We start from the raw sequence: 14,710 nt of genomic DNA, 5'->3' as shown, positions 1-14,710 counted from the left end.
GAGATAACCGGAGACAGTCTCCGGAAAGTCTGGAGCGACGATGGACACGACACAGGTGCGGCATCGGCTCGGCCGGTTCGGGGTGTGGATCGCGCCGATGACCCTCGCGCGCACGCCGGTGACCGTGCAGCGCGAGCAGTTCGCGCGGATCGAGGGGCTCGGCTACGGGTCGCTGTGGACGGGCGAGCCGCCGCCGTCCTCCCCGGCCAGCGGGCGCGAGATCTTCGCCCAGCTCGCCGTGATGCTGGCCGCGACCAGGCGGCTGGTCGCCGGGGCGGGCGTCGCCAACATCACCGTACGCGACCCGGTCGCGGCGCACGGCGGGGCCGCCACCCTCGCCGAGGCGTACCCGGGCAGGCTCGTCCTCGGCCTCGGCGGGCACACAGGCGAGCGCCCACTCAGCACGCTGCACGCCTACTTGGACGGCATGGACCGCGCCGCCGCCCGCGACGACGAGCTTGCCGGGGCCCGGTATCCACGGGTGCTGGCGGCGCTGGGCCCCCGGGCGCACCGGCTGGCGGGCGAGCGGGCCCACGGCGCGCACCCGTTCATGCAGCCGGTCGAGCACACCGAGGCGGCCCGCCGGACGCTCGGCCCGGACAGGCTGCTGATCCCGCACCAGATGCTCGTCCTCGACCCCGACGCGGCCCGGGCCAGGGGCCGGATCCGGGCCCTGATCAGCCTGGGCGGCGACGGCGACAACCCGTACACCGCCAACTACCGCAGGCTGGGCTACGGCGACGCCGACCTGGCGGGCGGGCGCAGCGACCGCCTCATCGACGCCCTGCTGGCCTGGGGCGAGGACGAGGCGGTGGCGGCCCGGCTGCGGGCGCATCTGGCGGCCGGCGCGGACCACGTGCTGCTCCACCCGCTGACCGGCGACCTGCCCTCGGCCGTCGACCAGCTGGAGCGGCTGGCTCCGCGCCTGACCACCGCCGGTTAGACGATCACCAGGTCGCGGGGGCTGTCGTTGAGCCGCTCGCCGCCGGTCTCGGTGCACACGAGGATGTCCTCGATGCGGGCGCCGTGGCTGCCGGGCAGGTAGATGCCGGGCTCGACGGAGAAGGCGAAGCCGGGCTCCATCGCCTCGTCGTTGCCGGCGACGATGTACGGCTCCTCGTGCGTCTCGATGCCGATGCCGTGGCCGGTGCGGTGGATGAACAGCTCGCCGTAGCCGGCCTCGGCGATGACCTCGCGGGCCGCCGCGTCGATCGACTCGCACGACACGCCGGGCCGTACGGCGGCGCAGGCGGCGTCCTGGGCGCGGCGCAGCACCTCGAAGGAGGCGGCGTAGTCGGCGGGCGGCTCGCCCACGCAGTAGTTGCGCGTGGAGTCGGAGCAGTAGCCGTTGTGGAGCTGGCCGCCGATGTCGACGACGACGGGCTCGCCCGCCTGGATGACGCGGTCGGACACGTCGTGGTGGGGGCTGGCGCCGTTGGGGCCGGAGGCGACGATGACGAAGTCGACGGTGGCGTGCCCGGCGGCGAGGATCGCCTCGGCGATGTCGCGGGCCACCTCGCGCTCGGTGCGCCCGGCGCGCAGGAACTCCGGCACCCGGCGGTGCACGGCGTCGATGGCCGCCCCGGCCTCGCGCAGCGCCGCCACCTCGGCGGGCGACTTGCGCATGCGCAGCTCCCGCAGCACCGTGCCGGCCAGCACCTGCTCGGCATCCGGCAGCACGTCACGGAAGCGCAGCGAGGCCATCGCCCACATGCGGTCGGCCAGGCCGACCCGGCTCGCCGGGCCGAGCCGGTCGGCGGCGATCCGATAGGGGTCGTCGGTCTCGTCCCAGGCCACGAAGTCCAGTCCGAGCCGCGAGGCCGGCGACGCCTCGGCGGCCGGCAGCTCCAGGCGGGGCACCATCATGTACGGCTCCGCCGCGGCGGGCACGACCAGGCACGTCAGGCGCTCGAGCGGCTTGGCGTCGTAGCCGCTGACGTAGCGAAGGTCGGGGCCCGGGGTGAGCAGCAGGGCGTCGAGGCCGGCCTTGGCGGTGGCCTCCTGGACGGCGGCCAAACGGGACACGGGATACAGGTCTGAGGACGTCACAGGCTCAATCTACTCCGGATCCCGCCGCCTAAAATCCGCGAAAAGGTCTCACCACACGGCAGGCCATCACTACCGTACGTTCACCGTCGAACACGTAGTGTGGGGCCAATTGTCCCGTTCCCTGCCGGCTGAGAGTGAGACCATGGTCGACCCCGAGCTGCTCGCCGCCCGGCTGGCGCACGCCCAGCGGCTGGGCAACATGGGCTGGGCGGAGTGGAACCTGCGCACCGGCGCCGTCATGTGGTCCGACCAGGTCTACGCCATCTTCGGGCGTGACCCGGGGGCCGGGCCGCTGCCGCTGGCCGAGCTGGCCCGGCACGTCGAGCCCGCCGATCTGGCCGCGCTCGACGAGCTGCTGTGGACGGTGGTGCGGGGCGTGGAGCCGGTGCAGGCCGAGTTCCGCGTCCGGCGTGACGGCGGCGACGTGCGCAACCTGCGGGTGGTGCTGGAGCCGCTGATGGCGCCGGGCGGCCCGACCGGCGTGCACGGCGTCATCCAGGACATCACCGGCCGCCGCCGGGCCGAGCGGATCATGTCGGAGTCGCGCCGCCAGCTCCTGGAGGCTCGCGTGCAGGCGGCCGAGGAGCGGCACGTGATGCTGGCGCTGCGCGAGGCGATCCTGCCGGAGCCGGTCGGCTGCCTGGACCTGCCGCGCACCCGGATCGCGGTGCGTTACGTCCCGGCGGAGAAGACCGCCAGCCTGGGCGGCGACTGGTTCGAGGCCGCGGCGCTGCCCGACGGGCGGGCGCTGCTGGCGATCGGCGACGTGTCGGGGCACGGCCTGCCGGCGATCGCGCACATGGCGCAGCTCCGCCACGCGCTGATCGGCCTGACGATGACGGGCGTGCCGCCGAACCGGGTGCTGGCCTGGCTGAACGACCTGGTGCTGCACCGGCTGTCGGGCACCACGGCCACCGCGATCATCGGCCATCTCGACACCGCGACCCGCGTGTTCGCCTGGGGGCAGGCGGGCAACCTGGCGCCGATCCTGGTGCGCGACGGGGTGGCCTCGCCGCTGTGCCCGCCCGCGGGCGTGCTGCTGGGCGCCACCTGCGACCGGCCCTATCTCCTGGCCAGCACCCCGCTGCGGGCGGGCGACCTGCTGCTGATGTTCACCGACGGGCTGGTGGAGCGGCGCACCCGCGACATCGACGAGGGGCTCGACCTGGTCATGACGGCGGCGTGCAAGCTGCCGGGCTGCGACCTGGACGAGGGCCTGGACCGGCTGCTGGCCGACATCGGCGGGCCCAACCCGGAAGACGACGCGTGCCTGCTGGCTGTGGGCATACTGGGCTAGTGCTGATGCTTCTGGACACCCCTTCGCTCTACTTCCGCGCCTACTTCGGCATTCCGGACTCGATCACGGCGCCCGACGGCATGCCGGTCAACGCGGTGCGGGGCCTCATCGACATGATCGCCACGCTGGTGCGGCAGCACTCCCCCGCCGAGCTGGTGGCCACGATGGACGCCGACTGGCGGCCCGCCTTCCGGGTGGCGGCGATCCCCACGTACAAGGCGCACCGGGTCGCCCACGGCGACACCGAGGAGGTGCCCGACACGCTGGTGCCGCAGATCCCGGTGATCGAGGAGGTGCTGGACGCGGTCGGCATCGCCCGCCTGGAGTCGCCCGGGTTCGAGGCCGACGACGTGATCGGCACGCTGACCCACCGGGCCTCCGGCGCGGTCGACATCGTGACGGGTGACCGCGACCTGTTCCAGCTCGTCGACGACGCCCGCCCGGTGCGCGTCCTCTACACCGCGCGCGGCATCCGCAACCTGCAGCTCGTGGACGAGAGCTGGGTGAGCGCCAAGTACGGCATCCCGGGCCGCGGCTACGCCGACTTCGCCACGCTGCGCGGCGACCCCAGCGACGGCCTGCCGGGCGTGGCGGGGGTGGGCGAGAAGACGGCGGCGTCGCTGGTGACCCGGTTCGGCTCGCTGGAGGCGCTGCTGGAGGCGCTGGACGCGGGCGTCACCGAGGGCTTCCCGGCGGGCAGCCGCACCAAGCTGGCCGCCGCCCGCGACTACCTGGCCGCCGCCCCGGCCGTGGTCAAGGTCGCCGCCGACGCGCCGCTGCCGGCCGCGGACCTGACGCTGCCGGTCAAGCCGCGCGATCCGGAGGCGCTGGTGCGCCTGGCCGACCGCTACGGGCTCGACAGCCCGCTCAACCGGCTGCTGGACGCCTTGAGCCGCTGAGCATGAGCCGTGTCGCGACGCCGGTCATCCAGACGAAGGTGAACGCGATGACGGTGGGGTTCTTCACGGAGACGAGCAGCGCGGTGACGAGGTCGCGCGCCTGGCCGGCCCACTGGTCGACGGCGAGGGTCGGCAGCACGTCGAGCACGGTGAAGGCCGCGCCCAGCACGAGGAACTGGGTGGCGAAGGCCCAGCGGTCGCGGTCGATCCCCTCGCCCATGCGCTGCCACAGCGCGGCGGGGGTCAGGCCGCGCAGCGCGGGCTCGGCGCGTACGGCCAGGCGGACGATCACGTACAGCAGGACGACGCGGCAGGCGGCGGTGAGCACCTCGGCGGCGATGTTCACGGCGGCGGGCAGGTCGTCGCCGGCGGTGATGGCGGCGAAGCGCTGGACGGCCGGGACCATCGACAGCCCGGCGACGATCCAGAAGTGCCGGAGGTAGAAGCGCCATCCCCAGGATGCGGCGTCACCGGCGAGTTCGAAACCTGATCGGAGAACCATGCCGGTATAATACTTCATCAGATTGAATTATTCACTCCATTGAAACAAAGGAGCGTGGATGGACGGCGCGAGGATGGGCTGGGAGCTGAGCACCGCGGTCGTGCTCTTCCACGAGGCGGTCGCGCGCAAGCTGGGCCTGAGCGCGGTCGACCACAAGGCGCTGGGCGTGATCACCCGCTCCGGCGGGCTGACCGCCGGAGCGCTCGCCGGCGAGCTCGGCATGAACGCCAGCGCCGTCACGGCCCTCGTCGGCCGGCTCGAACGCGCCGGCTACGCCCGGCGGGTCGCCGACCCCGCCGACCGCCGCCGCGTGCTCGTCGAGGCCGACCCCGGCAACCGGCCGGACCTCGCGGGCATCTTCGCCGACCTCGGCGCGGACATGAACGCCTTCATGTCCCGGTACGACGCCCGCGAGCTGGCCACGATAGCCGACTACGTCACGCGCACCGTCGAGGTGCTGCGCAAGCGGACCGAGGCCCTTCAGCAGAGCCTGTAGGTGGAGAAGCTCTCGAACCGCGACAGGTACATGTGCCCGTCGGCGCCCTTCACCAGGTTCGAGATCGGCCGGACGATCAGCGTGAGCTTCATCGTCACCGGGTCGATCCGGTAGACCTTGCCCTGGACCTTGCCGTACAGCATGCCGTCGCGGCCGGCCTCGACGTAGGTGTCGAGCCACACCTGCGACACCGTCTGCCACGGGTACGTCTGGTGCTTGACCGTGCGCAGCGCCCGGCCGGTGGCCGGATCGAGCTCGAACAGCGAGTCGGGGCTGAGCCCCCACAGCCTGCCCGCGCCGTCGAAGGCGAGCGAGCCGAGGGCCAGGTTGCCGGGGACGGGCGTGGTCCGCCACTTCAGCGAGCGCCCGGCGACGTCGTAGGCGAACGCCTGGGCCTCGCCCTGCGGGACGTTGGTGCCGCCGAAGGCCGACGTGGTCCCGTACAGGACGCCGTCGCGGTAGGCCAGGCCGATGATGCTGTGGCCGGGAATCAGGTCACGTTCGATCACCTTCTCCCCGGTGGCCGGGTCGAGCAGGCCGAGCGCGCCGCCGAGGACGCCCGCCTTGGGCACGGTGCCGAACGCCAGCCAGTCGCCCGCCGACACCATCGCGAACGGACGGTCCTGCTCCTGCTCCCCCAGCCCGAGCAGCAGCCGCGGCTGCTCGCCGTCGAACTCGTAGATGCGCGCGCCGGGGTAGACGCCCAGGTAGAGCTTGCCGCGATGGGTGACGATGCCCTCGCTCTGGCCGACGTTCGGCCACGAGCGGGTCTCGCCCGTCGCCGGGTCGTAGGAGGCCAGGCCGCCGGTGAAGAAGCCGCCGGCGTAGATGCGCCCGTCGGGGCCGACGCCCATCGAGCGGATGCTGACGGGCTGGCCGGTCAGCGTGGACTCGAACAGGACGCCCTTGCCGGCGCGGCGGTCGTAGTGCCAGAGGCGGCCGGTCGAGGAGGTGCCCACCAGGGTGGTGCCGATCCAGCCGAGCGTCCGGGCGGCCCCGCCGCCGAAGTCACCGAAGCCCAGCTTCGTGATTTTCCCGCTTTTAAGGTCATATTCGATGAGTTCGTCGTCCTGGACCAGGTGGACGGTGTGCCCGTGCCTGCCGCCGCCCACGGTCAGGCTGTCGACGTCCGGCACCACGTCCTTCCACGCCTTGGCGGCCAGGTCGTACACGCCCATCGGGTTGGCGCCCGTCGAGGTGGTGAAGCGCACGAGCAGGTGGTGGCCGACGAGGTCGAGGTCGTAGGCGTAGCCCGCGCCCTCGACCGGCGGCTCGATGACCTGCCGGACGGCGCCGTCCGGCGCGACCACGGCGACCTTCATGCTCTGCGCGCCGACCCCGGCGTACACGGTGCCGTCGGCGCCGACGGCCAGGTCGCGGACGAACTGCTCGCCCGGCACCGGGCTGCCCAGGTCGGCGGTGCGGCCGGTGGCGGTGTCGTAGCGGAACAGCCGCCCGTTGGGCGAGGTGCCGCCGTAGACGGCCGAGCCGTCGGGGCTGGCCGCGACCGTCCACACGAACGTCTCGCCCGGCACCGCGATGCCCAGCTCGCTCACCTTGTCGGCCACCGGGTCGTAGCGGAACAGGCGGCCCATCGCCCCGGCGGTGGCGTTGTAGCTGCCCACGTAGACGGAGTGGTCGGGCGCCACGGTGACGGCCCAGGAGCCGAGGGCGAGCGGCAGCGGGCGTTCGGCGATCAGCGAGCCGTCGGCGGCGTCGCGGATGCCGAGCATGGCCGGGCCGGAGGCGCTGGAGGTCACCGAGTAGACGCGATCGCCGTCGAGCGCGGTGCCCGCCGTGGTCGCGCCGGTCAGCGGCAGCCGGCCCAGGCTCTGGAAGCCGCACCCGGTGGGTGGCGATTCGGCCTGGGCCGGAGTGGCGAGGGATAACAGGACAAGGAATGCAACGAGGACGATGCGCACGACAGCCTCCCGGCGGGCGATATAACGGTCTTGACCGTAATCGCGCGCACGCCCTCTGGCAAGAGGGTCAGGCCACCGACGAGTAGGCCACAACCCCACGCCGCATCGCGTCCATCGCCTTGGCCGCCGTCTGCTTGATGCGGCTGCCGGGCGGCGCCGCGTTGCCGAGCTGCCCCAGCAGGTCCATGAGCTGCTTGACCCAGCGCACGAAGTCGCCCGCCGCCAGCTCGTTGCCGCCCACGCCGTCCATCAGCACCGCGTCCAGCGAGTGACCCTTCGTCCAGCGGAACGCCGCCCACGCGAAGCCGAGATCCGGCTCGCGGATCGTCGACAGGCCGTGGTCGGACTCGATGCCCTCCAGCTCCCCCCACAGCCGCAGCATCGCCGTCAGCGCGTCCTGCGCCCGGCCCGCCGGGACCTTGGGCCGGCGCGCGTCGTCGGACTGCCGCGACTCGAACACCAGCGCCGACACGCACGCCGCCAGCTCCGCCGGGTCGAGCTCCTCCCACAACCCGCTGCGCAGGCACTCGGCCGTCAGCAGGTCGAGCTCGGTGTAGAGGCGGCCCAGCCGGCGGCCCTCGTCGGTGACCTGCTCGCCCTCCAGGTAGCCGAGCTGTTCCAGCACCGAGCAGATCCGGTCGAAGGTGCGCGAGATGACGTGCGAACGGCCCTCCACCCGCCGCCGCAGCCCCTCGGTCTCACGCAGCAGCTTGTGGTAGCGCTCGGCCCAGCGGGCGTGGTCCTCACGCTCGTCGCAGCCGTGGCACGGGTGCTGCCGGATGCGCCGGCGCAGCTCGTTGACCTCGTCGTCCTCCACCGCGTGGTCCCGCGCCCTGACCGGCTTGCCCAGATCGCGGTCACCGATCTTGGCCAGCAGCGTGGAGACCAGGTTGGCGCGTTCCTTGGGCGAGCGGCCGTTGAAGTTCTTCGGGATGCGGATCTTCTCCAGCGGCTCCACCGGCACCGGGAAGTCCGCGGGGTCGAGCTTCTTGATCTGCTTGCCGATCGTCAGCACCAGCGGGCTGGGACCGTGACCGCGCGGATTGCGGCCCGGGTCGAGCACCACCGCGAGCCCGGCCCGGCGCCCGCCCGGCACCCGGATCACGTCACCCGGCTGCAGCGCCTCCAGCGACCGCACCGCCGCCGCCCGCCGGGCCGCGCCGCGCTGGCGCGACAGCTCCGCCTCCCGGTCCGACAGCCGCCTGCGCAGAGCCGCGTACTCGGGGAAGTCGCCCAGATGGCAGGTCATCGCCTCCTGGTAGCCCTCCAGCGCCTCCTCGTGCTTGCGCAGCTGCTTGGCCAGCCCGACCACCGCCCGGTCGGCCTGGAACTGGGCGAACGACTCCTCCAGCAGCGCCCTGGCCCGCTCCCTGCCGAACTGGCCGACCAGGTTGACCGCCATGTTGTAGGACGGCTGGAAGCTGGAGCGCAGCGGATACGTACGGGTGCCCGCCAGGCCCGCCACCGACAGCGGGTCCATGCCCGGCTGCCACAGCACCACCGCGTGGCCCTCGACGTCGATGCCGCGCCGCCCCGCCCGGCCGGTGAGCTGCGTGTATTCGCCGGGGGTCAGGTCGGCGTGCGTCTCGCCGTTCCACTTGTCGAGCTTCTCGATCACCACGCTGCGGGCCGGCATGTTGATGCCCAGCGCCAGCGTCTCCGTCGCGAACACCGCCTTGACCAGGCCGCGGGTGAACAGCTCCTCGACGACCTCCTTGAACGCCGGCAGCATGCCCGCGTGGTGCGCGGCCAGCCCCCGCTCCAGGCAGTCGCGCCACTCCAGGTAGCCCAGCACCGCCAGGTCCTCGTCCGGCAGGTGCGCCGTGCGCTCGTCGACGAGCTGGCGGATCTCGTGCCGCTCCCGCTCCGTCGTCAGCCGGATCCCGGCATGCAGGCACTGCTGGACGGCCGCGTCGCAGCCCGCCCGCGAGAAGATGAACGTGATCGCCGGCAGCAGCGCCTCCGCGTCGAGCCGCTCGATCACCTGCGCCCGGTCCGGCGGGCGCGAGCGCGACGGCCTGCCGTAGCCGCGCCTGCCCCGCCCCGCCGTCAGCCGCTCGGCGTCCCGAGTGACCCGCATCAGCGTCGGGTTGATCCGCGGCGTGTCGTCGTCGGTCATGAAGATGTCGTAGACGCGGTGGCCCACCATCATGTGCTGCCACAGCGGCACCGGCCGGTGCTCGTCGACGATCACGGTGGTGTCGCCGCGCACCTCACCGAGCCACTCGCCGAACTCCTCGGCGTTGCTCACCGTCGCCGACAGCGCCACCAGGCGCACCGACTCCGGCAGGTGGATGATGACCTCTTCCCACACCGCCCCGCGGAACCGGTCGGCCAGGTAGTGGACCTCGTCCATCACCGCGAACCCGAGCCCCGCCAGCGTGGCCGAGCCCGCGTAGAGCATGTTGCGCAGCACCTCGGTCGTCATGACGACGATCGGGGCCTCGCCGTTGACGCTGTTGTCGCCGGTCAGCAGGCCCACCTTGGCCGTGCCGTACCGTTTGACCAGGTCGTTGTACTTCTGGTTGGACAGCGCCTTGATCGGGGTGGTGTAGAAGCACTTGAGCCCCTGCTCCAGGGCCAGGTGGACGGCGAACTCGCCGACGACCGTCTTGCCCGAGCCGGTGGGCGCCGCCACCAGGACTCCGTCACCCGCCTCCAGCGCCCGGCAGGCGTCGATCTGGAACTCGTCCAGCTCGAAGTCGTACAGGCCCCGGAACGAGGTGAATGCGGGCCCGTCGCCGGCGTATTTCTGACGGAAGGCCGCGTAGCGTTCCGCTGGCGTTGTCATACCGGCCACCCTACCGAAACCGCCATTCCGGTCCGTCCTCACGGCCGCGCCCTTTACAAAGTACGGTTCATACCAGGACGTTCAACGCGCCCGGCCGCACCTCGCACGTGACGGGGGCCGGGCCGATCCTCTCACCGTCGGCGTACGCCACGACGCCGGCCGCCTCCAGCGTGACGCTCCTGGCCCGCCACACCGTCACCGCCGGATGCGCCACGTGCGTGCCCCGGTAGACACGCGGGAAGACGCGCAGGAACTCCCCCTTGCCCACCGCGCCCACCATCACCACGTCCAGCAGCCCGTCGTCGGGGCGGGCGTCCGGGCAGATGCGCATCCCCGCGCCGTACGAGCTCGTGTTGCCCACGGCGACCATCATGGCCTCCCGCTCGACCGGCTCCCCGCCGTCGATAGTCACCCGGAACGGGATCGGCTCGAACGACCTCAGCTCCCGCGCGGTCGCCACCAGGTACCGCGCCATCCCCGGCGGCCACGACAGCGCGTTGGCCCGCTCGTTCACCCGCGAGTCGAACCCGCAGCACACCACCCCGGCGAACACCTCCTCCCCACCCCCGCCCCCCACACCGGAGAGCCCTGCCCCGACCCGGCCCCCAGAGCCCCCACCCACCCCGGCCCCACCCGCACCGGAGCGGCCGGCCCACCCGGGGACATCCCCGGAGCGGCCGGCGGGCCCGTCTGGGTCGCCACCGGACCCGCCCACGGGCGCGCCACCGACGCCACCGGGACCACCAGGACCACCAGGACCAGGAACGCCACCGGCGCCACCGGGACCACCGGGACCAGGGACGCCACCGGCGCGGCCGGGACCACCGAGGCTGGGGACGCCGCCGGAGCGGCCCCCAAGACCACCGTCGCCGGGACCACCGGCGGCGCCCGCGCGCGTGCAGGGGTCCGGGAAGGGCGGGGCGGTGGTGTGGCGGATGGTGGCGGCGTCGAGGGGGCGGGGGCGCATGCGGAGGACGGTGCGGGCCGCCGCGACGGGGTCCTTGACGGGCAGGCCGAGGGCGGCGGCGATGTCGTTGCCGGTGCCCGCCGGGATGATGCCGAGCGGCACGTCGGTGCCCGCGACGGCCTGGACGGCCAGGTGCACGAGGCCGTCGCCGCCGAAGGCGACGAGCGCGTCGGGACGTTCGGCGACGGCGGCGCAGGCCCGTACGAGCGCGTCCGCCGCGTCGTCGCCGACGATCACCGACAGGTCGGCGCCGCCGGCGCGGAGTCGGCGGGCCACGGGTTCGAGCAGGCGCAGGGTGCGTCCGCCGCGTGCGGCGGGGTTGACGAGCAGGGCGATTTGGGGGGCCACGCCCGGAACCTATCGCCTATCGGGCAGAACCGGAATCCTCTTCCTGTCGCCCGTCGTCCACGCCGGTGGGGGCGTCGATCGGGGTGTCGTCGTCGGACAGCGCGGAGGCCTGGTCGTCGTCGAGCCCCGCGTACGGGTCGGCCCGCTTGCGCTCCAGCAGGTACATGACCAGCTCGGCCGCCGCGAACAGCACGATCATCGGCGCGGCCAGCGCCATCATGGTGACCGGGTCGCCGCCCGGCGTGACGAGCGCGCCGAAGACGAACATGAGGAAGATGACCAGGCGCCGGTGCTTGGCCACGGTGGCGCGCGGCAGCACGCCGATGATGTTGAGGAAGACCAGCAGCAGCGGCAGCTCGAACGACACGCCGAAGATCAACAGCATGATCAAGACGTAGTCGAGGTACTCGTCGATCGAGATGGTGGCGACGGTGCCCTCGAGCGAGAAGCTGAGGAGGAACCCCAGCGCCGTGTCCATGATCAGGTAGGACAGCGCCGCGCCGGCCGCGAACAGCGGGATGGCCAGCCCCAGGAACGCCATCGTGTAGCGCTTCTCGGTGCGGTAGAGGGCGGGGGTGACGAACGCCCAGATCTGGTAGAGCCACACCGGTGAGGCCACGACGAGGGAGACCATCAGCGAGATCTTCAGCGTGATGAAGAACGAGGAGAAGATCCCGTTGTAAGTCAGGCTGCACTCGCCGGTCAGATCGCGCGACTGCGGGGCGGAGCAGTAGGGCTCCTTGAGCAGCTCCCACATCGGCCCGGACACGAGCCAGCCGATGACCAGGCCGACCGCCACGGCCGCGAGCGCGATGAGCACCCGGTTGCGCAGCTCGCGCAGGTGCTCCATCAGCGGCATGCGGCCCTCGGGATCCCGCTGCGGTTTGGGATCCGACCGTTTCAGCAGCGCCATCTAGTCAGTCCAAGGGGACGAGGGGTGGATGGGTCAGGGACGCTTGTCGGCCTGCGCGGCGGCACGCAGCCGGGCGGCCTGCTCCTCCAGCTGGCGAGCCTGCTCCTCGGCGGAGGGCGCCGCCGCGGGGATCTGCTGCGGGGGCGCGGGCTGGGGCTGAGCCTGGGGCTCGGCCTGCGCCTGCACGACGGTGGGCTTGTCGTCGTCGTCGTTGAGCTTGCTCGTCTCGGCCTTGAAGATGCGCAGGGACCGGCCGACGCCACGGGCGAGATCCGGCAGCTTCTTGGCGCCGAAGAGCAGGACCAAGGCCACCAGGATCAGGATGATCTCCGGAGCTCCCAAGTTCATGTGACGTCCTTCATGGTGAGCGAAGTGCGGTTCTTCCCCCCGATCGTACGCTGCCGGGGCCGCTGCCTCATCCCCCGATGTTCTCTTTGTGTCTGAATTGCTGATGAACTTGGGCAATCTCCCTGTTCAAGCGGCGTGCGGCCACCGCCGCGCGCCGCCCGGCGACCGCTATCACGGCCAGCCCGGCGACCAGGAGCACGGCGGCCGGCAAGATCCACGTCATGCCTGGTGAGCGTACAGGCCGAGGGCGCGCTCCGCCTCCTCCCGCACGCGGCCCGCCATCGCGGGCGGCGCCACGACGCGGCCGGTGTCGCCCAGCCGCAGCGCCAGCCGCAGGACCCAGTCCTCGTCCCGGGCCCGCAGCGTCACCCGCAGCCGCCCTTCGCCCAGCTCGGTGACCTGCTCGCACGGGTAGTACTCGGCCACCCAGCGCCCGGCGGCGGTGACCTCCAGCTCGACCAGCTCGTCGGTCGGCGACGGCCGGAACACGCCCTGCGCGACGTCGATCGGCTCGGCCTCGGCGGGCGGGTCGGCGGGCACGTCGAGCACCTCGACGCCGAGCATCCGGTCCAGCCTGAACAGCCGCATCGCCTCGGCCCGGTAGCACCAGCACTCCAGGTAGCTGCGCCCGTCGACGACGACGATCCGCATCGGGTCGACCTCGCGCGGCGTCACCTCGTCGCGGCCCGGCACGTAGTAGCGCAGCGACAGCCGGCGGCGGGCGGTCAGCGCCTGGCGCACCCGGGGCAGCGCGTCGGGGGCGGCGTCGACGTCGACGGCGACCTGGCTGCTGACGGCCGCGGCGCCCTCGCCCGCGGCGCGCTCCAGCTTGGCCACCACCCGGGGCAGCGCGTCGCCCTGCACCTCGGCCAGCTCCGGCGTGGCGGCCAGCATGCGCAGCGCGACCAGCAGCGCGCTGGCCTCGTCAATGCCCAGCCGCAGCGGCCTGGCGATGGTGTCGGCGTTGTCGATGACGATCTCGCCGCCGTCCCACGACACGTCGATGAGGTCGCCGGGCGTGTGGCCGGGCAGCCCGCACATCCACACGAGCTGCAGGTCGTCGATGAGCTGCTTCTCGCTCAGGCCGAACACCTCGGCCACCTCGCCGACCTGCGCCCCGGGGTGGGACATCAGGTAGGGGACGAGCGCGAGCAGCCTGGGCAGCCGGTCGGCGGACCCGCTCATGCCAGCGCTCCCTTCAGTCGGCGGATGACGGCTTCGCGGGCGTCGGGCGGCCCGGCCACCTCGACGTCGGAGCCGAGGCTGGCCATCCATCCGGCCAGCCGTTCGGGGTCGGAGAAGGTGAGCTCGGCCTCGTCCCACCCGTCGGCGCCGGGGCGCACGGTCCGGGCGAGCTGGCGCAGTCCCTCGCAGGCGCCCTGCCGCACGCGCACCAGCGCGGTGCGCTCGCGCGCGGGCTCGTCGGGGAAGTCGACCATGGCCCGCAGGTCGACGCCCTTGGGCACCTCGACGGAGCCGGGCCGGCCCGCGGCGGCGACCTGGCCGGTGATGCGGCTGAGCCGGAAGGCCCGCGGCGCGCCGCGCCCCCGGTCGAACCCGGCCAGGTACCAGCGGCCGCGGCGGCTGACCACGCCCCACGGCTCGACGGTGCGGGTGTGCACGTTCTCGCTGCCGGCGCCGCGGTAGTCGAAGCGGACCGGCCGCCGGTCGCGCACGGCCTCCCACAGCGCCGGGAAGGCCGGGTCGCGGGTGTCGACGCGCACCTCCAGCGCGCCGCCGCCGGCCACTCCCCCGCCCGCGGTCTCGTCGGTGGCGACCCCGCCGGCGCGCAGCTTGAGCAGCGCCCCGGACGCGGCCTCGGCCAGGCTGGCGCGCTGCCACACCTGCGCGGCCACGCCCAGCACGGCGGCCTCGTCCGGCTCCAGGGTGATCTCGGGCAGCTCGTACGACTGCCGCTCGATGCGGTAGCCGGGCTCGTCCTCCCACGGGTCGCGGACCACGTCGATCGGGATGCCGATCTCGCGCAGCTCGTTCTTGTCCCGCTCGAACATGCGCTGGAACGCCTCGTCGCCGTCGCGGTCGTAACCGGGGACGGCCTGGCGGATCTGCTCGGCCGACAGCGGGCGGCGGGTGGCGAGCAGGCAGATCACCAGATTGAGCAACCGCTCGGTCTTACGGCGCGACATCTGCTCACTCCTCCTTCAACGACGCTACCCT

14 protein-coding genes are annotated in these 14,710 nt (G+C 73.0%); 4 read left to right on the top strand and 10 right to left on the bottom strand.

The window, feature by feature from the left end; translation table 11 throughout:
• Positions 1–40 precede the first annotated feature (40 nt).
• Positions 41–943 carry a TIGR03620 family F420-dependent LLM class oxidoreductase gene (locus tag AB0J53_RS09305; protein WP_364170339.1) on the top strand — a complete coding sequence of 301 codons (903 nt, stop codon included), beginning with the start codon at positions 41–43 and terminating at the stop codon, positions 941–943.
• Here the strand turns inward: AB0J53_RS09305 and AB0J53_RS09300 are convergent.
• Positions 940–2,034, bottom strand: a complete 1,095-nt coding sequence (locus AB0J53_RS09300; RefSeq protein ID WP_364171042.1) for a Xaa-Pro peptidase family protein — start codon at positions 2,032–2,034, stop codon at positions 940–942. The genes AB0J53_RS09305 and AB0J53_RS09300 overlap by 4 nt on opposite strands.
• A 157-nt stretch (positions 2,035–2,191) precedes the next feature.
• Here AB0J53_RS09300 and AB0J53_RS09295 point away from each other — a divergent pair, with 157 nt between their 5' ends.
• Both AB0J53_RS09295 and AB0J53_RS09290 read left to right on the top strand, forming a co-directional pair.
• The gene (locus AB0J53_RS09295) at positions 2,192–3,346 is read left to right on the top strand and encodes a SpoIIE family protein phosphatase (protein ID WP_219514911.1); all 1,155 of its coding nucleotides are present in this window, start codon (positions 2,192–2,194) and stop codon (positions 3,344–3,346) included.
• A gap of 5 nt (positions 3,347–3,351) precedes the next feature.
• On the top strand, positions 3,352–4,245 hold the full coding sequence (locus AB0J53_RS09290) for a 5'-3' exonuclease (RefSeq protein WP_219514932.1): 894 nt from the start codon (positions 3,352–3,354) through the stop codon (positions 4,243–4,245).
• On the opposite strand, the gene AB0J53_RS09285 is transcribed toward AB0J53_RS09290, so the two are convergent.
• Entirely contained in the window at positions 4,214–4,747 is a 534-nt protein-coding gene (locus AB0J53_RS09285; protein ID WP_364170336.1) for a hypothetical protein, read from the bottom strand. The genes AB0J53_RS09290 and AB0J53_RS09285 overlap by 32 nt on opposite strands.
• Before the next feature lie 58 nt (positions 4,748–4,805).
• On the opposite strand from AB0J53_RS09285, the gene AB0J53_RS09280 reads away from it, so the two are divergent.
• Positions 4,806–5,243 carry a MarR family transcriptional regulator gene (locus AB0J53_RS09280; RefSeq protein WP_219514922.1) on the top strand — a complete coding sequence of 146 codons (438 nt, stop codon included), beginning with the start codon at positions 4,806–4,808 and terminating at the stop codon, positions 5,241–5,243.
• On the opposite strand, the gene AB0J53_RS09275 is transcribed toward AB0J53_RS09280, so the two are convergent.
• The 8 genes from AB0J53_RS09275 to AB0J53_RS09240 all read right to left on the bottom strand — a co-directional run bounded on the left by AB0J53_RS09275 (position 5,228) and on the right by AB0J53_RS09240 (position 14,679).
• Positions 5,228–7,165, bottom strand: a complete 1,938-nt coding sequence (locus AB0J53_RS09275; protein ID WP_364170333.1) for a hypothetical protein — start codon at positions 7,163–7,165, stop codon at positions 5,228–5,230. The two genes, AB0J53_RS09280 and AB0J53_RS09275, sit on opposite strands and share 16 nt — an antisense overlap.
• Before the next feature lie 67 nt (positions 7,166–7,232).
• A complete protein-coding gene (locus AB0J53_RS09270) occupies positions 7,233–9,956 on the bottom strand; it encodes a DEAD/DEAH box helicase (protein ID WP_364170330.1) in 2,724 nt (907 codons plus the stop codon).
• A 67-nt stretch (positions 9,957–10,023) separates the two neighbouring features.
• A complete protein-coding gene (locus AB0J53_RS09265) occupies positions 10,024–11,271 on the bottom strand; it encodes a diacylglycerol kinase family protein (RefSeq protein ID WP_364170327.1) in 1,248 nt (415 codons plus the stop codon).
• A gap of 16 nt (positions 11,272–11,287) precedes the next feature.
• Positions 11,288–12,184, bottom strand: a complete 897-nt coding sequence (tatC, locus tag AB0J53_RS09260) for a twin-arginine translocase subunit TatC (RefSeq protein WP_246647039.1) — start codon at positions 12,182–12,184, stop codon at positions 11,288–11,290.
• Between the two features lie 33 nt (positions 12,185–12,217).
• A complete protein-coding gene (tatA, locus tag AB0J53_RS09255) occupies positions 12,218–12,532 on the bottom strand; it encodes a Sec-independent protein translocase subunit TatA (protein WP_219519162.1) in 315 nt (104 codons plus the stop codon).
• 67 nt (positions 12,533–12,599) lie between these two features.
• Entirely contained in the window at positions 12,600–12,755 is a 156-nt protein-coding gene (locus AB0J53_RS09250) for a hypothetical protein (RefSeq protein ID WP_219519165.1), read from the bottom strand.
• Positions 12,752–13,717, bottom strand: coding sequence for a WYL domain-containing protein (locus AB0J53_RS09245; RefSeq protein WP_219519168.1), 966 nt, complete (start codon positions 13,715–13,717; stop codon positions 12,752–12,754). The genes AB0J53_RS09250 and AB0J53_RS09245 overlap by 4 nt, the downstream gene beginning before the upstream one ends.
• Positions 13,714–14,679 (bottom strand): WYL domain-containing protein, encoded by a 966-nt coding sequence (locus tag AB0J53_RS09240; RefSeq protein ID WP_219519171.1) that lies wholly within the window; start codon positions 14,677–14,679, stop codon positions 13,714–13,716. Before AB0J53_RS09240 ends, AB0J53_RS09245 begins: the two co-directional genes overlap by 4 nt.
• Positions 14,680–14,710: the final 31 nt, after the last annotated feature.

Source organism: Nonomuraea sp. NPDC049725, assembly GCF_040674795.1.
GTDB lineage: Bacteria > Actinomycetota > Actinomycetes > Streptosporangiales > Streptosporangiaceae > Nonomuraea > Nonomuraea ceibae.
This window is presented reverse-complemented; position numbering and strand designations above follow the sequence as displayed.